Source organism: Streptomyces gamaensis (genome assembly GCF_042656465.1).
Classification (GTDB): domain Bacteria; phylum Actinomycetota; class Actinomycetes; order Streptomycetales; family Streptomycetaceae; genus Streptomyces; species Streptomyces gamaensis.
The window spans coordinates 22435-41775 of record NZ_JBHSPB010000018.1; the positions used below are offsets into that span (position 1 = coordinate 22435).

The window sequence follows — 19341 nt, forward strand, 5'->3', positions numbered from 1 at the left end:
GCGCGCTTCGGGGCGCCGGGATGACAGCTGCGCTCAGGGGGCAGCCAAGAGGCGGTAGCGGCGCGGACATTTGGAGGGTGCGTGTTCGGAATGCGTGGCACGACGGTGACGCTGGGATCCCTGGCACTCGTCGTCGCGTCGTCACTGTGGGCGCCGGCCAGTCAGGCCCACACGAGCGAGGCCGTCACCTGCACGGGCCACGCCGAGAGCCGCTACGACCCACCGCTAGCCCTCCTGCCCCGGCAGACCCGCAACCACGCGGACGTACGGTACACGTGCACCGTCACCCCCGGCCGCACCCTCCCGGCCTCCGGCTCCTTCGACTTGGACCCCACCCCGGCATCCTGCGTCTCACTGTCCAACGGGCACGGCACGGAAACCGTCCGGTACGCCGACGGCCGACGGTCCGAGATCGACCTCACCGGCATCACCACGACCCGCGCCGCAGGCGCCCTGATCCTCCTGCAAACGGGCCACGTCACCGAAGGACGCGGCAAGGGACACCACGTGCGCCGAACAGTGACCATCGCCCCCACAGGCTGCGGTCCCCGAAGCTACGAGAGCGCCGTCCAGCTGGAGATCCTGCCGTGACGCCCGCCGGGTGCGCCGCACGCTCGACTCCCCGGGAGGTACGGCTACTCGCTCCTCCATCGGTTGGTGAGCGCGAAGGTGCCGGGCAGAGGTAACGGCCCCTGGAGCACGGGATGTTGGTGCTAGTTTGCCTCACATCCCGTCGGGGATAAATGGACGACCCTGTCGCAAACCACACTTGGAGTGATCGGTGACCAACTCGGCCGTCGCAGCCTTCCGCCACATAGAAGGGTTCTATGCCCCGGTTTCGGAAGACATACCCAGGAGCGTGCAGGAGAGCTTCTCCGCCCTTGACTTCGAGGCACGCTTCCTGGCTCTCCTGGCGCTGTCCACTCTGAACTCGGCCGGCCTCCCGGGCGTCACCATCGGCAGGTCGCCGGGACTGGGAGAGTGGATCTCACTGCTCCGCGACCTGCGCACGCGCCTGGGCAATGCCGATCCCGACACCACGGGCCACCGCGTGGCACAGGCACTGAATGAGGCGCTGGCCCACTATGACCAAGGAATCCCAGGGGCGCCACCCGAGCTCCGGGCAACCAAGAACCTTCGTGATCACGTGAGTCACGGAGGCGCGATCCCTGACGGGCTGTCTCCTGTCGTGGACACCCTGGTACGAGCGATCTCCGGCATCATCGCAGACTGCCTGTCGGATGCCGAGCTTTCCCTCATAGACGACGGAAGCCAAGAGCAACGCCCGGTGTTCACTTGGGGCGACACCGACGTGTGCCTGTGGCCCTTCATGTATGTGAAGCCGGACGGCAGCTGGCATATATACGCCAGATTCACCGGAAATAGTCCCGACTACCTCACCTTCGGAACGCCGAACTACCGATCCAACCCGAGCAACGAGGCGCTCATCGATTCGCTGCGCATGCTGTTGAAGCCAAAGCGAGCGCCACAGGACCCCCTGGAAACTTTTCGGGCGGAAGTGGAGAACGACCTCATGGCTTTCGCCGATGTCGCCTGCGCACCTCCGCAGCACTTTGACCACTGTCACGGGTTCGGTTATGAGTGGGGCAAGTCCGTCAGCGAGGGTACCCAGCCTCGCAGAGACTATTTCCGCCTTGGCCCCGATGGTCCCGAGTGGCAGGATGAGCAAGGCTGGGTACCATACCGGGCATATCTACGTAAACTGACCAACTGGCCAATCGTCGCCAGCCGTCTGCGCCACAAGCTGGAAGAGATCGAGCGGCAGTTCGCCGAAGAGGAAACCAAGCAGCTTGGCTGGGGACCGGACGTCAGCACTCACCGGGAAGCCCACGTCCGAGTGACCGAGTACGACGGGGGCAACCCGCGGAAGAAATCGTTCTCTCAGCTGATCGACGATGTCGACGCGGACCTCGGCGTCGAGACGGGACAAACCCAGGTTTTCTTCGTCAACGGCGAGGCGGGAATCGGTAAGACGCGAGCGATGGTCAAGGCCGCGAGGAACCGGGCGCGGGAGGTCGAGCAGTACTGCGGTAGCGAGCGGGGCACCCTGCCTCTCTTCCTCTACGTGAGATCCACGGGGCGTGTCCTGGACGACCTGGATGCGGCGGTCAACAACGCCGTGGCTCACACTCAAATCCTTACTGAGGAACGAGTCAAGACCCTGTGCAGGAAAGGTCTGATAGCTCTCCTCATCGACGGTTTTGACGAACTTCTTGGGGGGGCTGCTTACAGCCATGCGATCGACTCGCTGCAGGGCTGGCTCAATGCTCTGGGTGGACGCGGGGTGTTGGTTATCTCGGCACGCTCCTCCTACTACATGAACCAGTACCGTTCGAGCGTGCAGAGGGCCAGCAAGGCCGGAAACGCATCGGTCCGCCACAGCATCGCCGAGGTTCTGCGCTGGACTCCCGTCGAGATCACATCCTTCTTGAGTGACTACGGAGTGCCGACTTACCGTTTCGAGCGTCTGCCGGATGGAGACCGGAAACTTCTCGGCCTTCCGTTCTTCGCCCGGGCTTTCGCTGAGATGTGCCGCTCGGGGGCCTACAAGGAGTCCGAGACGGGCACCCCATCGTTCACCGATCGCCTCCTGAATCACTACCTCGCGCGGGAGGAACGTAAGCTCGCCTACGCAGCAGACAGCAACTCGGGACTCTTGAACCGAGAGGAACTGCGGCACACCTTCGAGTATGTCGCGGAGATCATGGTGGACGGCCGTGAGAGGGAGATCGACTCCAGCGACCTGGAGTTCGCCGCCGCGATGGCGCTGGGCATGGCCGACGTCAACAATCTGGACGATCGCGAAGGTCTGAGGGAGCGCCTCCAGGTCCTCTGTGGTTTAGCCACGGATTCGGGAACGCGCGGACCGACCAGATTCAGGTTCCAGCACGAGGTGTTCTTCGACAACTTCCTGGCCGGCATCGTTGTACGCCACCTCCAAGCCGGGCGTGTCGCAGCCTTCCAGCGGCTCATGAGCAGGTCGGAATGGCGTGCGGCAACAGTGAGCGGCGTGGTCGCAGCGGTGGACACTGGCCTCCTTATCGATTCACTAATCGGTTTTCGGCTCACTGACATTCAGTCGACTTCCGCCCCCCGCGACACTATCGCCACCAATCTGGGCGCTATCTGGGCAGAGGTCATCCGGACCGCTGCTGAGATGCCCAATGGACCGATCGCCGATGCGGCGTTCACCGACCCGCTCGATCTCAGTCGCACCAAGGTGGGCGATGCCACCCTGATCAACTGCCGCTTGGAATCGCTGACTCTTCCTGCCGGCTCCGGCTGGCAGCTCAGGCTTGAAGGAACGAGCGTCAAGAAGGTCACGGCCAGTGCCGAGCAGACAGACCTCACGGGTCTGCGCGGGGTACGCCATAGGGACCTGGTGGAACTCCTCTTCCGCCCCAGCAACTACTACGACCGCCGACCCGACATCCTCCAAGCACTGCACACGCGAGGCGCCGAGGTCATCGACGCACCAGAGCCTTCCAGTGCCGAAGTGCCGGTACGGGTAGAAGCGGTTCGGCACTACCTGAAGAACCTCGTGGAATATGCCTCCTCAACGCTGATCCTGAAGGACAATCACCAACCGGATGACCAGCGGCTGAAGTGGACGCAGGCGTATCCCGGCGAGTGGAAACCCTTCGTCGACAGCCTGACAAAGACTGAACTTGCACGACTGGAGAAATTCTCAGCAAAGGGCTCTCGGAAAGTAAAACTCCGACTTCAATTTGGCCCCGCCAACATCCTTGATGAGAAGTCTGAGGACCCACAGATCGGCAATTTCTGGGCGGCGGTGAAGAGCTGAGCAGCCACAGCTTCTTCACCAGATAGTGGTACCTCTTCCGCACTGGCTGCGACACCGAGACCGACGTACGGAACGACCTCGACAAGGTTCGCGCGCTGCTCAACATCGCCGACAAGGAGGACAAGGAAGGCCGGCGCCGCCTCGGCGACATGCTCGAAACCGTCGGTGCGAGCAAGGAACCCATCCCCGACCATGACGACACCAAACGTAAGTTCGCGACGGGACAGTCGCTCACACAGCACACGACTGTCGCCGAATGGCTCGAACTCTGGCTCGCGGGAAAGAAGGCGCTCCGCAAGAGCGGCAAAGACCGGTACGAGGTCGACATCCGCATGCACCTCATTCCTCGGATCGGGCACATACGTCTCGACAGACTCACTGTCCCGCACCTCGACGAAATGTTCGCCGGCATCGCCGAGACGAACATTGAGATCTCCGACGCGAACGCTTTGCGCAGAGCCGCGTTCGACGAGCTCAAGCTGATCCCGTGGAAGGGGCTTGAAAACCGTCGCCGCCGCAAGGCGCTCAAAGAGAGCATTGATGCCATGCCGCCGTTCCGGCGGATCACGGGCGTCTCGACGCAGCATCACATCAAAGCGACACTGCGGGCCGCGCTGAACGTCGCCATCGCGCGCGGATCGATCGTGTTCAACGCGGCCGCGCATGTCGAACTCGCTTCGGCCAAACGCCCCAAGACCCTCGTATGGACCGACGAGCGCGTCGCCGAGTGGCTGCGGACTGGCGTCAAGCCGTCCCCGGTCATGGTGTGGACTCCGGAACAGGCCGGCGAGTTCCTCGACTTCCTCGCCGCCAGGAAAGAGCGCCTCTACGGGCTCTACCACCTGATCACCTTCCGGGGGCTGCGCCGCGGGGAGGCGTGCGGCGTCCGCCGAGCGGACCGGAGCCACACGCAGAAAACTCTCACCATTGCCACCCAGCTCGTACAGGACGGCTGGGAGATCGTGGAGTCCGCCCCCAAGACAGACAGTGGCGACCGCGTCGTCACCCTCGACGAGTACACCAACGAGGTGCTCGACGAACAGCAACGCAGGCAGGACGCCGAGCGGGCCAAGTGGGGCGAGGCATGGCAGGACACCGGCCGGCTTTTCACCCAGGAAGACGGGGCCTTGATTCATCCCGGGTGGCTGACCGACCACTTCGAACGGCTCGTTGAGACGAGCGGCCTGCCGCCGATCCGGCTGCACGATCTCCGGCACGTCGCGGCCTCGCTCATGCTCGCCGCCGGCGTCGACATCAAGATTGTGTCCGAGACGCTCGGGCACTCGGACACCCGGATCACGCGGGACATCTACCAGTCGGTCATGCCGAAGGCAGCCCGTGACGCCGCTGAGGCCACCGCCGCCATGCTCGTCGCCTCAGTCAGGCGCCCGCTGAACCGTCTGCCGACCCACGCCACGAACAGGCAGGGCAGATGGCCATCGATCATCTCGTCGCGCAGATCGTGGAGGCCGCCGGGCAGGACGGCCGCACGGTCGAACAAGTCGCACGGATGGCCCTCGATCGCCTTACCGGGCCGACCGCCGGTGCGACTGCAAAACAGGATGGGCACGCAATGGGCACGCAGGGGGGTGCGAAGATCATCGCGTTCCGTCCCCGCACGGCGCACGCACAAGAAAAAGCCCAGGCCAGAAAGGATCTGACCTGGGCTTCAACGGAGCCGCCTTCGGGATTCGAACCCGAGACCTACGCATTACGAGTTTGAGTCGTTACCGTCCGTGCCCGTCCGGGACTGTCCACGACAGCCGGCCTCACGAGCACGTTCCCCGTGCGCTGGACGCGTCTGGACGTTCCTGAACACCTACGGATTCGCGGGCGACTGAGACCAGAACTGAGACCGCGATCGCGCCCGTCAGGCTGCGAAGCACAGCCTCCGGGGCGGCGGCGTCCGGTCGCTGAACCCGTGCGCCGCCGGGCCCGTCGGCCGCTGGGCCAGCCAGCCAGAGACGCGGGGGCCGCCGTTCACAGCAGAGCCCTCACGGACTGTGCGGACGTGCGTGAAGCCCTGCTGGAGGTAGTACTTCTGGAGTGCCTCGTTCGTCGTCCACGCGTCCAGGCGCAGCCATCGGGCTCCTGCGCGGTACGCCCGATCTCCAGCCCAGTCGAGCAGGCGGCCCCCCACGTTCTGTCCGGCGTACTCCCGGGCAACGGTCAGCTTGTTGATGAACATGGAGGGTTCAGCCAACTCGCGCTCGCTCCACAGACCCTCTTCAGCCTCGGGGGTGAGCGTGACGGTGCCGACCGTGGCCTGCCCGTCGCGGAGCATGAAGACCGTCCCGCTGTGAATCGTCGCGAGCAGCCTGTCAGCCGGGTACGGCCTGCTCCACTGGTCGGAGCCCAGCTCACGCAGCCAAGCGGCGGCCTCTTCTCTGAAGTCCAGCAGCTTGGACAGATCGCGCGGTTCGGCAGGGGTGATGATCACAGGTTCACTTCCCGGGCGCCCAGGTCGCCTATCTCGTAGTTCATCCGATTCAGGTCTCCACGGAACGTCGTGATGGTGCACCGGATGGGCCTCTCGTCCGAGTACCCCGTACGCGTCCAGAGGAGCACGGGTACGCCGGCGCCCACTTCCAAGAGCCGCCCTTCGTCCGGGGTCGGCATACGGGTCGCGATCTCGTCGAAGTAGCCCACCTGCTCGATCCCGACTCCGGCCAGGTAGCGAGTCGTGCCCTCGGGGATGTCCCCGGGGGTGGTCAGGCGCGACGCCTTCTCGATGAGCCAACCCGGGTAGTACGTGGCCTGCGTCGACCACGGAACGTCGTCCACGTAGCGGTGGCAGAACCGGAGCACCGTAGTGGAGCCGGGCTCGATGGCGAGCCGCTTCGCCACGTCCTCAGGTGCCGGCTTGAGCTCCACGCGGAACGTCTGGTGAGGACGCCTGCCCGCGTTGGTCACGTCCGTGTTGTACGCGTCCCCGTTCTGCGGAAAGGTCAGGTTCTCGAACCGGCTGGCGTTCAGCTCGAAGACCTCATGTGACCGCACCTCGTAGCCGAGTCCCTGGCTGGACGCGACCAGACCCTCGCTGACCAGCAGCGAGAGGCCCGAGCGGACCGTGTTGCGTGAGGCGTCGAACCGAGCGGACAGCTCGCTCTCCGATGGGAGGCGTGCCCCGGGCGGGTACTTCCCCCCGTCGATCTCACGGCGCAGCGCATCAGCCACCTGTCGGTACTTCGGTTGCCTGCTCATGCCCTCATCATGACGCACTCGCTCAACTTGTCGGTACATGTGGGCTCCGAATCGCTTGACGACTCACCGTCCGTGGGTGCACCATCACTGCATCAGCTTGTACCAACAAGTTGAGCAAGAGGTGCAGCACCTATGAGTGTGCACCCTTGCGCCGACATGCGTCGGCACTGCACGGAGCGGAGGACGCTGCAAGTCCGCTAAAGGCCAGGTGGAACAGGGTTTCGGCCCGTACTGGCGAGGTGGCCCGGTGACCGCGAGCAACGGCCGGAGAGTGGGGACGTGGTCCCCCTTGCAGTGCAAAGTCCAGTCGCTTCGTCAGAGGGAGTTCCGGTGAGACGACACCGATGGGCGTCGCTGTGGTCGACCGGCACAGCGGCGCCGTTCAGCACTTCGTTCGTGAGCTGAACGCCCGGCAGCGAACAGGCCGGTCACGCTCCAACCGCATCGCAGTAGCTATCGCTGCGCCGGTTGCCTCCGCTGCTCGTCTCGTACGAGCAGCGCCGAGGGGAGCCGGAGTTGCCGACTCTACGGCGCGGCCCCGGGTGGTGCCCCGGGGCCGCATGGGCCGTTCCTCGTGAAGGGACCTGACCCAATGCAGGACATCGGTACTGATCAGGACGCCGTTACCGGCGTCGGCTTCGACGGCGAGCCGTCGAAGCAGGAACTGGACGAGATCGACCGCGAGATGCCCGTGATCCTCGCGGAGGTGGACCTGTTGGACGCGCGCATCATCTGCCTGGACCGCGTCCCGTCGGAGCTGGACAGGCGGCGCATCCGCCGCGCTCGCCGTCGGCTGCTGGCCGCTCGCCGGGCCCTGGCGGACCGGCCGGACTCGGGGGAGGCGGCATGAGGACCGTGACGGCGCATCTCTCCAGTAGCGGCGGGCCGTGGCGGCTGTACGTCGTGCTGATGGGCGTGTCGCACTGGCCGGACTTCCAGTGGGAGCGGCCCGGACCGGTGCCCACGATCGCCGAGCGGCGCGAAGCTCTGGCCCTCTTGGGCTACGAGCCCGTGCGCGGGGCCGAGTGGTCGTGGATCGAAGACACCGCAACCTACGACCCCTCGTCTCCGGTCGTGCTGATCGCGGCAATCAAGGTGCGGAAGCTGACCTGGGGCGCCGGATGAACCGGAAAGGGAAGCCGCTCCTTGTCGTGGCGCTGATCGCGGTGGTCGCGATGGCGTTCCGGGTGTCGTGGAACGCGCTGCGGGACGTGGCCCGGGCGATCGGCGCGGACTCCACCGCCGCCACGCTCTACCCGTTCGTCGTCGACGGACTGATGGCGCTGGCTCTGATTGCGGCGCTGGTCCTGACGGACAAGCGGGACAAGGGCGTTGCGCTGCGGGTCCTGGGGGCCTACACAGTCGCCTCGCTGGTCCTGAACTACGTACACGGGCTGGTGCCGGCACTGCACCGGTCGGCGGTCGACTGGGGTCGGCTCGCCGACTGGAGTCCGGCGAACTGGGCGCTGGTGCTGCTCGCCACGTCGTTGCCGGTCGGGTCGATCTACTTCGGCTCCGACCTGGTGGCCAAGGTGCTCCACCATCACCCCACCCCGGTCACGAATGCGGAGAAATCGACTGAGACTCGGGTGAATCAGTCTATAGCTGACCTCGTGGAATCGACTTCCGAGCAGGTGCCCGGGACGCCGACCCTGAAGGCGCTGCCGGTGCCGGTTGACTTCGTGAAGTCGGCCCTCCCACTCAAGTCGGCCCCGACCACCGCCCCGGCGGTCGGGCAGCATCCAGCGGCCGACCAGTCGCCCCGATCGCCGCGTCGGGCAACCGGTCAGGTCCCGGCCGTTGCCCGATCGCCCCGGCCGAAGCGTACGGCGAATGAACTGCTCGACCAGGCCCGTACAGCAACGGCGGACTGGTCGGACGCGAAGCTGACGGCAGAGGGTATCCGGCTCGCGGTACGGACCTCACCGAAGAACGCCCGGGCTCTGCGCGACGCGTTGCGTGCAGAGCGAGCCAACAAGGTTGCCTGATGGCAGGGTTCAGCACCTGCATCGATCCGACCGGTGCTGTCCACGGCCTGCCCACGTATCCGTGGCGCTGCGCCCCGGACGGACTGGCCACGCGGCGCCAACTCCGGGCGCGTGGCTTACGGCCGGGCGGTCAGCCGATAGCGGCGCAGGTGCTGCGGCCGCGGTACCGGCGCGGTCCGCTGGTCGCCTACCTGTACCGGATCGACCGTGCGAAGCCGGTGCGTGCGATGACCCCCGCCAAGCGGGCCGCTCTCGCGAAAGCGATGTGTGCCCGCCGCACGTGCCCCGAGTGCCGACGGGATGCCGGATACGTCATCCCCACTTCGCTCGGCGCCTGCGTCTCCTGCACCTACCCCGACACCGAACCCGCTGCCTGAACTGCGGAGTTGGACGGAGAATCCGTGAAGCCCATCGTCACCACACACAAGCTCTTCGGTCACCGTGACCTCCTGCACGAGGTCAAACACCTCGCCCCGGCCGCCATGAAGCTCGTGGGCCGATCCGTGCCGGGTCGCATGCCCCGCGTCCACATCATCGTCAGCAACGCGCGCGGCATGGCCGAACTGGCCACCGACGCGGAGTTCGACCTCGCCGGGGCCAACGACGAGCGCATGCACAACCGTCGGCGCCGCTGGCACACCGGGGAGTGCCGGAAGGCAGACGGCATCGCCGTCCTCGCCTCTGAGGGGACCGCGCTGGTCCTGCTCAACGCTGGCAGGCACCACAGCAGCGAAGACGTAGCCGTGACGCTCGTACACGAGCTGACCCACGCCATGCAGTTCAGCCGCAGGGGCGTGCTGGAACGGCACACGGCATACCTGCGCGACGCGTTCGACATCGAGCCGCAGTCCTGGCTCCGCAACCACGCCCATGAGCGGCACGTGCGCCAGGAGGAAGCCGAGGCGTACGCCACCGAATTCCTCGCTGAACAGCTCCTCGCCGACGCTGCGGCCTGAGGGCCGCCGTCACCCTTCACCCGGGGCGGCCGTACCGGCCACGGAATCGGGCCGCCCCGGCTCTGTCAACCCTCTTCGGCACGACGGGAGTTCCCACCATGAGCAACGTCGTTCGGCTCTTCAAGGACCCGCCCAGCAGCCCGGAGGAGCCGCCCGGAGTCGCTGCGGCCGACCTGCCCCCGGCACAGGAGGCGCCTCCCGAGCGGCTGTGGGTGCGCTGCAGTCGGGCCGTGCGCACAGCAGCGACCCACGAGCGCACCCGTACCGCCGGCCGAGCCGCAGTCCGGCACGGCATGTACGTGGTCGGCGGCACGAGGATCGTGACCCGCCGGGCGTGGGAGGGCCGCACAGCCGCCCGCTACGAACGTCTGCTGCGCGCCGCCGAGGCGGCTGGGCAGCTCGACTTGGCGCAGGAGTGGGAGGAGCGCGGGCAGCGCTTCCGTGAGGCAAGGCACCGGCGTCGCATGGACCTGCTGACCGCCCCGGTGAAGCTCGCCAAGAGTGCTGCCGCAGGGCTCGGGCTGACGGTGGGCGGTCTGCTCCTGCTGGGCATCGTCCTAGCCGTCGCGAATAGGAACATCGCGGATCTCGCCGCCCCCACGATGGCGTTGATCACGTTGATTCGCTGGGCGGTGTTCGTCGCCTCGGTGGTCTGGGGCCCGCTGGTCACCTTCGGCCCGTTCGCCCTGCTGCTGGCGCTGTGGGGCGTGGGTAGGCATCAGCAGGCCGCGCCCCAGTGGACGCTCCCGGACCGTGGGCAGGACGCGGGCGCTCCCATCACCCCGTCCGTCGTGGTCACCGCTCTGCGGGACCTGGGCATTGCACCGCTGCGCAACGCCATCAAGGAGATGGGCGACGCCGGCGCCGCGATGCTCAGCCCTATCCGTATCGCCGGGTGCGGCGTGGAAGTCGACGTGACCCTGCCGTCCGGGGTGTCGACGAACGAGGTGCAGAACCGGCGCAAGAAGCTTGCGGAGAACCTGACCCGGCACGAGCACGAGGTGTTCATCACCATCCCCGAAGCCGCCCGCACCGTGCGACTGTGGATTGCCGATTCCGGCGCCCTGGACGAACCCATCGGCCCGTCCCCGCTGGTCACCGACGAGACCCTGACTGCCAACTACAAGACGGGCCGGGCGCCGTGGGGCCAGGACCTGCGCGGGGATGCGGCCCTGATCAGCCTGTACCAACGGCACGTGCTGATCACCGGTCTGTCCAACCAGGGCAAGACCGCCGCCCTGCGCGCGCTCGCCCTGTGGCTGGCACTGGACCGCACCGTCGAATTCTGGCTTGGTGACCTCAAGGGCGTGGGTGACTGGGCCATGTTCGAGGGGCTGGCCACTGTGTTGATCCAGGGACCGACGGATGAGCACGTCATCCAGGTGACAGAGATGGTGGAGGACGGGGTGAAGGAGATGAACCGGCGCCTCCAGGCCCCGCCCGGGACCGAGTTCCCGCCCCTGATCATCATCGTGGACGAGGCACAGGTGGCGTTCATGTGCCCGGCGACCGACGAGGACAGGCGGCCTTACGGCGGCAGCAAGGCCACCTCTCGGTACTTCATGGCCGTCCGCAAGATCCACAACCAGGGCCGAGCCGTGAACGTAATCCTATGGGAGGGCACGCAGGACCCCACCGATCAGAACCTTCCCAAGCTGGTTCGCGAGGGTGCCCACACGCGCGCCTCGCTCGTGGTGGGCACCGAGTCGCAGTCCCGGATGGCGCTGGGCGACAAGGCCGTCAACGGTGGCGCTGCCCCGCACCTGCTCCGGCAGGGCCTGGACAAGGGGACCCTCGTCGTTGCCAGCGACGGCATCCAGATCCCCGCCGGTCAGGCGTCCATCACCGTGCGCACGCACTACATCGACACCGACGAGGCCGCCGAAGTTGCCGAGCGCGCCAAGGCGTTGCGCGACGGGGTGACGATCCTGCACACCATCGACTCCGGTGACGAGGACCGTGACCCGCTCGCCGACATCGCGGGCGTCATCGGTGATGCCCCGCGTGTGCTCACGCAGGACGTGCTCAAGCGGCTCGCCACGCTGAACGAAGACGCCTACGGCGGCTGGTCGTTCATCGACCTCAAGCGCGTGCTCGACGGCACCGGCGCCGAGCCGTACAAGTCCGATGGCCGCATGGTCGTCGCTCGCGACCGCGTCCACCGCGCACTCGCCAACCGCCCCGACGACGATTCCGCTTCCACCTCCGCGTAGAGGGAGGCGGACCCCTTGCGGGTCAGGGAGGCAGGGAGAACTCCCTTCCTACCTCCCTGACCCATGTCCCTGGACATGACCAGCACGAATGGCCTGTCAGGGAGGCAGGGAGGGGTGCAGGTCAGCACCCTGGAAACCCCCTCCACGCGCACCCCGGAAGGGGGTCACGCAGCCTCCCTGACCCACAGCCGGAAGGCATTCCGCATGCACTACGAACCCGTCGTCCCTGCACCCGACGAGCGGGCCGTGGACATCCACCGCACCGCACCGCTGCCACCGATCGTTCCCGCGCCCGTGCCGCTCGTTCCCGCCCAGCCCGCCACCATCCCGACCGTGGCGAGCGTGGTCCTGCCCGATGGCCGCGTCGTGACCGGCTACGCCGTCGCACCGGCCAAGCCCGAGCCGCCCGCCGCCACGCCGGCCGTCTCACGTACGGCGGTGAATCTCGCGCTTGGCGGGGTCGGCTTCGCGGCCGTCTGTGGCGGATTGCTCCTGCTGACCTCGTTCATCGCCGCACTCGCCGCACTCATCCAACAGCTCATCATCCTTGCCGCCGTCGTCTTCGGCGGCTGGGTCGCCGCGCAGGTCTTCAGCGCGAGCCGCCCCAGCGCGGGGACGACGGTCACCATCCGCAAGGCCATCTTCAAGCGCAACCACTTCCACGGCTGAGAGGACACCAACGCCCATGCTCCGACTGCGTATCCGATACACCGAAGTGCCTCGCCGCGCACTGATCCTGACCGACACCCCCCGCCCCGACTGCCGCAAGTGCGACGGCGAAGGCGGTGCCAACTACCACTACGGCGACCCCGAAACCGGCGAGTACGCGGGCACCGACTGGGACCCGTGCACCTGCTGGAACGAAGACCGGTGCTGGGTCCTGCTGCCCCTGCCCCGGCGCCGCGCGAGCCGCGACCCGCAGGCCAGCAACGAACCCCCGTTCTAGGCCCAGCGCGGCAGCCCTACCAGCCGTCAGCACGGAAACCCTCAAGGAGGCACCCATGGCTCTGGGAGAAACCCCCATCACCATCGTCGGCAACCTGACCGCCGATCCGGATCTGTCGTTCACCAAGACCGGGCAGGCACTGGCGAAGTTCACCGTCGCTTCCACCCCACGCACCTTCGACAAGGACACCGGGCAGTGGCGCGACGGCAACTCGACGTTCTTCCGCTGCACCGCTTGGCGCTCCCTGGCCGAGCACGTCGCCGAAAGTCTGGTCAAGGGTTCCCGCGTCGTGCTCTCCGGGCGCATCCGTCAGCACGACTGGCAGACCCCGGAGGGAGAGAACCGCTCCATGCTCGCCGTCGAGGTCGACGACATCGGCGCCTCCCTGCGCTTCACCACCGTCCAGATCAACGGCAAGCGCACCAACGGCACCACCCCGCCTGACAACCCGTGGAACACCGCAGACAACCCTGCGGAACCGGGCAACGAACCGCCGTTCTAGATCCGCCCGGGGCAGCCGCCCTCTCGCCAAAGACTGCGGCCGCCCCGGTCCTCCAGCCCCACACAGAGCAGGAGAACACCTTGCTGACCCTGACCGATCTGTTCTGCGGCGCCGGGGGTTCGTCCACCGGCGCCGTCGCCGTTCCCGGCGTGTGCGTGCGGATGGCCGCGAACCACGCCCGGCACGCGGTCGACACCCACCAGGCCAATCACCCCGGGGCCGATCACGACTGCGCGGACCTCTCCCAGGTCGAGCCGCGCCGCTACCCGGCCACCGACATCCTGTGGGCATCGCCGGAGTGCACCAACCACTCCATCGCCAAAGGCCGCAGGCGCGGCCACGGCGGGCACACGGACGGGCTGTTCGCCGAGAGCGGCGTGGACGAGACCGCGATCCGGTCCCGCGCCACCATGCACGACGTGCCGCGCTTCGCCGAAGCCCACCGCTACCGGGCGATCATCGTGGAGAACGTGGTGGATGCCTACTGGTGGGGCCCCGAACAGGCCCCCGGCGCCGCCTTCCAGGCATGGCTGTCCACACTCCACGCGTGGGGGTACGAGCACCGGATCGTGTGGATGAACTCCATGCACTCCGCCGCCTTCGGGCCCCCGGCCCCGCAGTCCCGCGACCGCATGTACGTCGTCCTGTGGCGCACCGGCGAGCGCGCACCGGACTTCGACAAGTGGACCCGCCCCCACGCCCACTGCCCCCAGCACGGCCGGGTACGGGCCATGCAGGCCTTCAAGCGTCCCGACCGCCGGTGGGGACGCTACGGGAAGCGCGCACAGTACGTGTGGCGCTGCCCCCACACCACCTGCCGCAACACCGTGGTGGAACCCGCCGTGCGCCCGGCCGCCGACGTCATCGACTGGGCCCTTCCCGCCGCCCGCATCGGCGAGCGCAAACGCCCGCTCGCCGCGGACACGATGCGGCGCATCCGTGCCGGGTTCGCCGCCTACGCCGAACCCCTCGCGGTACCGGTGGAAGGCCGCGACGGCAAAAGGGCCGCTCCGGCCTCCACGCCCCTGCGCACGGTGACCACCCGCAACGAAACCGGGCTCGCCCTGCCGCCGTACATGGTCGAGCTGCGCGGCGGCGGCTCCTCCCACCGCAGCATCACCGCACCCTTGGCCACCGTCACCGCCGGCGGCAACCACCACGCACTCGTCACCGCTCCCCGGCTGGTCGTGCCGTACTACGGCAACGGCACCGCCCGCCCCCTCGCACAGCCCCTGCCGACCGTGACCACCATCGACCGCCACGGCGCCCTCTACGGCGGCACCGTCGCATCCGTCGACGAATGCCGGTTCCGGATGCTCGAACCCCACGAGTACGCCGCCGCCATGGCCTTCCCCGACCACTACAAACTCCTCGCCCGGGACAAACGCACCCGCGTCCTGATGCTCGGCAACGCCGTCACACCCCCGGCCGCCCGCGACCTGATCGCCATGGTCACCGAAGCCATCACCGGCCAGGAACTCCAGCCTCACACCTGAGAACGCCGGGGCAGCCGCCCTCTCGCCAAAGACTGCGGCCGCCCCGGTCCTCCAGCCCCACACAGAGCAGGAGAACTCCAGCATGACCCAACCATCCGACTACCGCGAACACCTCATGGCCGCAGCACTGTTCATCGCTGGGCGGCGCTGGCCCGTCTTCCCGCTCCGCCCCGGGGGCAAGCGGCCCGCACTGCACGGGGAGGCGTCCTGCCCCCGTACCGGGCCCTGCGCAGACGGGCACCGCAAGTGGGAGGAGCGGGCCACCACCGACCCCGACCGCGTCCGCCGCGCTTGGTCAGCCGGCGCCTTCAACATCGGGCTGGCCACGGGCCCGGCGGGGCTGCTCGTGATCGACCTGGACGTGCCCAAAGACAACACGGACGCGCCTGACGGCGCGGCGAACTTCCGGGCGCTCTGCGAGCGCCACGGCCAGCCGGTACCCACCACACGCACGGTGCGGACGGCGGGAGGCGGCACCCACCTGTACTTCACCGCCCCCGCGTCCTGCCGACTGCACAACACCGCCGGGAAGCTCGCTCCGCTGGTCGACACCCGCGCATGGGGCGGCTATGTCGTTGCGGCGGGAAGCGTCATCGGCGGGTTGCCGTACGAGACGGTGGGGCCCGCCCTGGTCCACCCCCTCCCCGGGTGGCTGCAGTTCCTGCTCATCCCGCCCCATCCGGTAGTGCGGGCCCGCGCAGCGGCTGCGCTCCGCAACGCACCCGCCTACGCGCGGGCCGCGCTGTGCAACGAAGAGGAGAACGTCCGCAACGCCCCAGTAGGCTGCCGCAACGCCACACTCTTGCGGGCCGCCCGCGCCCTCGGGCGGCTGGTCGCATCGGGCGACCTCAGCAGGAGCGCGGTGGAAACGGCTCTTAGGCGCGCAGGGCAGACGGCCGGACTGCGCGACTACGAGTGCCGCTCCACCATCACCAGCGCGCTGAACTGGTCCATCGCACACAACAGCGGCAGGGGAGCGGCATGACCAGCTCCCCACGCCCCCCAACTAAGAGCACAGCGTGGCCCCATGCCGCTGCCGACGCCAACGCGGCCCAGCAGACGCCCACCGAGTGCGGCTCAAGGGTCGTCGGCCGTCAGGCCGTCCTTTCAGCTCTGACCACCCGCGTTCACATCGGGCACTGCCCCCACCACGCCTCGAACGCGAGGGAGAACGCCGCATGACCGCTACCCAGCCCAACGAGGACGGCGCTCAACTCCTGGACGAGATCGAGCGCTTCCACCGCCGCTTCAACATCTTCCCGACCGAAGCCGCGTACGTAGCGGTCGCGTTGTGGGACGCCCACACGCACCTGCTCGACAGCTTCGACTCCACGCCCCGGCTCGCCTTCCTCTCCCCGGAACCAGGGTCCGGCAAGTCCCGCGCGCTGGAAATCGTGGAGACTCTCGTGCCACGCCCCATGGTGGCGGTCAACGCCTCCGCTGCCGCCCTGTTCCGATCTGTCAGTGGTCCTGACGGGCGGCCGACCATCCTCTTCGATGAGATCGACACCGTCTTTGGCCCGAAGGCCGGGGACAACGAAGAGCTACGGGGATTCCTCAACGCCGGCCACCGTCGCTCGGGCGTCACCTACCGGTGCATCGGCGATGGCGGCAACCAGACCGTGCAGCCCTTCCCCTCCTACACTGCCGTTGCGGTCGCTGGGCTCGGCTCGCTGCCGGACACGATCCTGACCCGCTCGATCGTCATCCGCATGCGCCGCCGCGCCAGGAACGAGAAGGTTGAGCCCTTCCGAGCGCGGATCCACGAGAAGGCGGGCAACGCACTGCGCGACCGGCTCGCCAGGTGGGCCGAGCAGATCGGCAGCCAAGTCATGGACGCTTGGCCGGAGTTGCCGGAGGAGGTCACGGACCGTCCCGCCGACGTGTGGGAGCCTCTGCTAGCGGTCGCCGATGCAGCCGGAGGCGACTGGCCCGGCCGCGCCCGGGAGGCATGTGTGACCCTGGTCAGAGCCTCCCAAGCAGACGACAAGAACAGCTTGGGAGTGCGGCTGCTGACCGACCTGCGCGACCACGTCATGGTGGGCATCGACCGCTTGCCCACCATCGCCGTCCTCGACCGGCTGAACGCCCTTGACGACGCCCCGTGGGGCGATCTACAGGGCAAGCCCCTGGATGCCCGGCGCCTCGCGGTGATGCTCCACGGGTACGTGACCAGCGACAACGAGCCCATCACCTCCCGCAATATCCGCACCTCGGGCGGAGTCCTCAAGGGCTACTACAGCGCAGATCTCCACGACGCGTGGCAGCGCTACTGCCCACCCCCTCCGCAAAGCCCGCTACAGGCGCTGCCGCCGCTACAGCCCAGCTCAGCGGACACGGCCGCGTAGCGGCAACCCACGGTGTAGCGGCTGCAACACCGAACCCGTCGGATCTCGCCCGCACCGTGCGAGTGCAGTGCCACGGCGACCGTGGCCGCTACACCCCAACCCGCCGCTACGGAAAACCTGCCGCTGACCTGCTCTGTAGCGGCATAGCGCATGTAGCGGATCTCAGCCGAGGGGACAAGCTGCGTCCCCTCCGTGCGTGCCAAGGAGTCAACGCCCATGCCCATGGCCCCTGTCGCACCCCGCCGTCTCCTACGAGTCAAGGACGCCGCCGAAGTACTCGGCTTCAAGCGCAGCACCGCGTTCGAAGAGATCCGCCGTGGCCGCCTCCGCAGCGTCAAGGTCGGCGGTCTCCGGCTCATCCCGACCGAGTACATCGACGAGTACATCGAACTCCTCAAGCGTGAGTCCAACGCTCGCTGACCAGTCACGCACCATGCCGGGGCGGACGCATACCTCCGTGCGCCCCGGCCCTCAAGGAGGGCAATTGACCGCTCGTAAGCCGAACTTGGAATCGTCCATCTACCTGGGCCGCGACGGTCGGTGGCACGGCCGCGTCACCATGGGCGTCAAGTCCGATGGCAGCCCCGATCGACGCCACCGGACCGCAAAGACGGAGCCCGAAGTCCGCCGCAAAGTCCGGGAGTTGGAGAAGCTCCGGGACGAGAAGCGCGCCCCGGCGGCCGGCCGTAAGCCCACCGTCGCACAGTGGATGGAGACGTACCTGACCACGATCGCGTCCCTGAGACTCAGGCCCCGCTCCCTGGACGACTACTGGTCGAAGACCCGGAACGACATTATCCCGGGTATCGGTCAGCATCGGCTGGACAAGCTAGCGCCGGAGCACCTGGAGACGCTTTACGCGGCCATGCTCGCCGAGGGGCACGCCGCGTCCCATGTGCTCAAGGTTCACCGCATCCTGTCCCGTGCCCTGAAGATCGCGCATCGGCGCCGGATGGTCGGCGAAAACGTGGCGACGCTGGTGGACCCGCCATCGGCGGAGGAGACGGAGGCGAACCCGTTCACGAAGGAGCAGGCCGAGTCATTCCTGGAGGCTGCCGCCAAGCGGCCGAACTTCATGCGCTGGGCGATCGGCGTCGGGGTCGGTCTTCGGCCGGGCGAAACCCTCGGGTTGCGGTGGTCGTACGTCAACCTGGAAACCGGGTTCTTCCACCCCGCTTGGCAGCTCCAGCGCCTCACTTGGCGCCACGGCTGCACCGATCCGCATGCCTGCGGGGCCCGGCTGCACCGCTTCGATCCCTGCCCGCCCAGCTGCGCCACGCACGCGGAGTACAAGCGCGGGTGCCCCAAGCCGTGCACGAAGATGTGCACCCGGCATGCCAGCGCGTGCCCAGACCGGAAGGGCGGGGGGCTGGTCTTCACCCGCCCCAAGACAAAGAAGAGTCAGGAGCCTGTACCGATCCCACCGCCATTCATCCCGTATCTGTTGGGCCACAAGTCTTGGCAGGAAGAGCAGCGGGCCGCCGCCGGGGAGCTGTGGCAGGACCACGACGTGGTGTTCGCGCGGCCGGACGGGCGTCCGATCGACCCTCACGACGACTGGGAGGAGTTCAAGGAGCTGTTGGCCGAGGCGGGCATCAGTGACCGCCGCCTCTACGACGGCAGCCGCCATACCGCAGGTACGCTCCTGCACCTGCTGGGCGTGGACATGCGTACGATCATGGAGATTCTGCGGCACACCCAGATCAGCCAGACTCGGCGATACGTCAAGGGCGCGGACTTGCTCACCAAGGACGCGATGCGACGCATGGGGGATGCCTTCTGGCCGCAGTCTGAGACCAGAACTGAGACCGCGAGCCGCAAGGAAGCACGGGACCGGCGCCGTCGGCGCGTCCGCTGACGCA

General features: G+C 67.7%; 18 protein-coding genes and 1 pseudogene. 17 read left to right on the plus strand and 2 right to left on the minus strand.

Annotated features, from left to right (window positions below):
• Positions 1–90 precede the first annotated feature (90 nt).
• The 3 genes and pseudogenes from ACFP1Z_RS25370 to ACFP1Z_RS25380 all read left to right on the plus strand — a co-directional run.
• Positions 91–591, plus strand: a complete 501-nt coding sequence (locus ACFP1Z_RS25370; RefSeq protein WP_390319762.1) for a hypothetical protein — start codon at positions 91–93, stop codon at positions 589–591.
• 190 nt (positions 592–781) lie between these two features.
• Positions 782–3826, plus strand: coding sequence for an NACHT domain-containing protein (locus tag ACFP1Z_RS25375; protein ID WP_390319764.1), 3045 nt, complete (start codon positions 782–784; stop codon positions 3824–3826).
• Positions 3827–3864: 38 nt separating this feature from the next.
• A pseudogene (locus tag ACFP1Z_RS25380) lies at positions 3865–5196 on the plus strand (tyrosine-type recombinase/integrase); the annotation flags it as partial.
• Between the two features lie 500 nt (positions 5197–5696).
• On the opposite strand, the gene ACFP1Z_RS25385 reads toward ACFP1Z_RS25380, so the two are convergent.
• Positions 5697–6266, minus strand: a complete 570-nt coding sequence (locus ACFP1Z_RS25385; RefSeq protein WP_390319767.1) for a GNAT family N-acetyltransferase — start codon at positions 6264–6266, stop codon at positions 5697–5699.
• Positions 6263–7030, minus strand: coding sequence for a GntR family transcriptional regulator (locus ACFP1Z_RS25390; RefSeq protein WP_390319770.1), 768 nt, complete (start codon positions 7028–7030; stop codon positions 6263–6265). The genes ACFP1Z_RS25385 and ACFP1Z_RS25390 overlap by 4 nt, the downstream gene beginning before the upstream one ends.
• A 592-nt stretch (positions 7031–7622) precedes the next feature.
• On the opposite strand from ACFP1Z_RS25390, the gene ACFP1Z_RS25395 reads away from it, so the two are divergent.
• From ACFP1Z_RS25395 to ACFP1Z_RS25460, 14 genes are all read left to right on the plus strand, one after another.
• On the plus strand, positions 7623–7880 hold the full coding sequence (locus ACFP1Z_RS25395) for a DUF6284 family protein (RefSeq protein ID WP_390319771.1): 258 nt from the start codon (positions 7623–7625) through the stop codon (positions 7878–7880).
• Positions 7877–8155: a DUF6303 family protein gene (locus tag ACFP1Z_RS25400; RefSeq protein WP_390319773.1), complete on the plus strand. Its 279-nt coding sequence runs from the start codon at positions 7877–7879 to the stop codon at positions 8153–8155. Before ACFP1Z_RS25395 ends, ACFP1Z_RS25400 begins: the two co-directional genes overlap by 4 nt.
• The gene (locus ACFP1Z_RS25405) at positions 8152–9018 is read left to right on the plus strand and encodes a DUF2637 domain-containing protein (protein WP_390319774.1); all 867 of its coding nucleotides are present in this window, start codon (positions 8152–8154) and stop codon (positions 9016–9018) included. Before ACFP1Z_RS25400 ends, ACFP1Z_RS25405 begins: the two co-directional genes overlap by 4 nt.
• On the plus strand, positions 9018–9395 hold the full coding sequence (locus ACFP1Z_RS25410) for an RRQRL motif-containing zinc-binding protein (RefSeq protein ID WP_390319775.1): 378 nt from the start codon (positions 9018–9020) through the stop codon (positions 9393–9395). The genes ACFP1Z_RS25405 and ACFP1Z_RS25410 overlap by 1 nt, the downstream gene beginning before the upstream one ends.
• Positions 9396–9419: 24 nt before the next feature.
• Positions 9420–9974, plus strand: coding sequence for a hypothetical protein (locus ACFP1Z_RS25415; RefSeq protein ID WP_390319777.1), 555 nt, complete (start codon positions 9420–9422; stop codon positions 9972–9974).
• Positions 9975–10072: 98 nt separating this feature from the next.
• Positions 10073–12187, plus strand: a complete 2115-nt coding sequence (locus tag ACFP1Z_RS25420) for an ATP-binding protein (RefSeq protein ID WP_390319779.1) — start codon at positions 10073–10075, stop codon at positions 12185–12187.
• A gap of 204 nt (positions 12188–12391) precedes the next feature.
• Positions 12392–12856 carry a hypothetical protein gene (locus tag ACFP1Z_RS25425; protein ID WP_390319781.1) on the plus strand — a complete coding sequence of 155 codons (465 nt, stop codon included), beginning with the start codon at positions 12392–12394 and terminating at the stop codon, positions 12854–12856.
• Between the two features lie 16 nt (positions 12857–12872).
• Entirely contained in the window at positions 12873–13133 is a 261-nt protein-coding gene (locus ACFP1Z_RS25430) for a hypothetical protein (protein WP_390319784.1), read from the plus strand.
• Between the two features lie 55 nt (positions 13134–13188).
• Positions 13189–13635: a single-stranded DNA-binding protein gene (gene ssb, locus ACFP1Z_RS25435; protein WP_390319786.1), complete on the plus strand. Its 447-nt coding sequence runs from the start codon at positions 13189–13191 to the stop codon at positions 13633–13635.
• Positions 13636–13715: 80 nt separating this feature from the next.
• On the plus strand, positions 13716–15131 hold the full coding sequence (locus ACFP1Z_RS25440) for a DNA cytosine methyltransferase (protein ID WP_390319788.1): 1416 nt from the start codon (positions 13716–13718) through the stop codon (positions 15129–15131).
• A gap of 82 nt (positions 15132–15213) precedes the next feature.
• Positions 15214–16116: a bifunctional DNA primase/polymerase gene (locus tag ACFP1Z_RS25445; RefSeq protein WP_390319790.1), complete on the plus strand. Its 903-nt coding sequence runs from the start codon at positions 15214–15216 to the stop codon at positions 16114–16116.
• A 193-nt stretch (positions 16117–16309) separates the two neighbouring features.
• The gene (locus tag ACFP1Z_RS25450) at positions 16310–17479 is read left to right on the plus strand and encodes a DUF3631 domain-containing protein (protein WP_390319791.1); all 1170 of its coding nucleotides are present in this window, start codon (positions 16310–16312) and stop codon (positions 17477–17479) included.
• A 216-nt stretch (positions 17480–17695) separates the two neighbouring features.
• Positions 17696–17899: a helix-turn-helix domain-containing protein gene (locus ACFP1Z_RS25455; RefSeq protein WP_390319792.1), complete on the plus strand. Its 204-nt coding sequence runs from the start codon at positions 17696–17698 to the stop codon at positions 17897–17899.
• Positions 17900–17963: 64 nt separating this feature from the next.
• On the plus strand, positions 17964–19337 hold the full coding sequence (locus ACFP1Z_RS25460; protein WP_390319793.1) for a tyrosine-type recombinase/integrase: 1374 nt from the start codon (positions 17964–17966) through the stop codon (positions 19335–19337).
• The last annotated feature ends 4 nt before the right edge of the window (positions 19338–19341 follow it).

Coding starts and splice junctions, on each gene's coding strand:
- ACFP1Z_RS25370 (WP_390319762.1), top strand. CDS start 91: ATGCGTGGCACGACGGTGACGCTGGGATCCCTGGCACTCGTCGTCGCG.
- ACFP1Z_RS25390 (WP_390319770.1), bottom strand. CDS start 7,030: ATGAGCAGGCAACCGAAGTACCGACAGGTGGCTGATGCGCTGCGCCGT.
- ACFP1Z_RS25395 (WP_390319771.1), top strand. CDS start 7,623: ATGCAGGACATCGGTACTGATCAGGACGCCGTTACCGGCGTCGGCTTC.
- ACFP1Z_RS25400 (WP_390319773.1), top strand. CDS start 7,877: ATGAGGACCGTGACGGCGCATCTCTCCAGTAGCGGCGGGCCGTGGCGG.
- ACFP1Z_RS25405 (WP_390319774.1), top strand. CDS start 8,152: ATGAACCGGAAAGGGAAGCCGCTCCTTGTCGTGGCGCTGATCGCGGTG.
- ACFP1Z_RS25410 (WP_390319775.1), top strand. CDS start 9,018: ATGGCAGGGTTCAGCACCTGCATCGATCCGACCGGTGCTGTCCACGGC.
- ACFP1Z_RS25420 (WP_390319779.1), top strand. CDS start 10,073: ATGAGCAACGTCGTTCGGCTCTTCAAGGACCCGCCCAGCAGCCCGGAG.
- ACFP1Z_RS25425 (WP_390319781.1), top strand. CDS start 12,392: ATGCACTACGAACCCGTCGTCCCTGCACCCGACGAGCGGGCCGTGGAC.
- ACFP1Z_RS25430 (WP_390319784.1), top strand. CDS start 12,873: ATGCTCCGACTGCGTATCCGATACACCGAAGTGCCTCGCCGCGCACTG.
- ssb (WP_390319786.1), top strand. CDS start 13,189: ATGGCTCTGGGAGAAACCCCCATCACCATCGTCGGCAACCTGACCGCC.
- ACFP1Z_RS25445 (WP_390319790.1), top strand. CDS start 15,214: ATGACCCAACCATCCGACTACCGCGAACACCTCATGGCCGCAGCACTG.
- ACFP1Z_RS25450 (WP_390319791.1), top strand. CDS start 16,310: ATGACCGCTACCCAGCCCAACGAGGACGGCGCTCAACTCCTGGACGAG.
- ACFP1Z_RS25455 (WP_390319792.1), top strand. CDS start 17,696: ATGCCCATGGCCCCTGTCGCACCCCGCCGTCTCCTACGAGTCAAGGAC.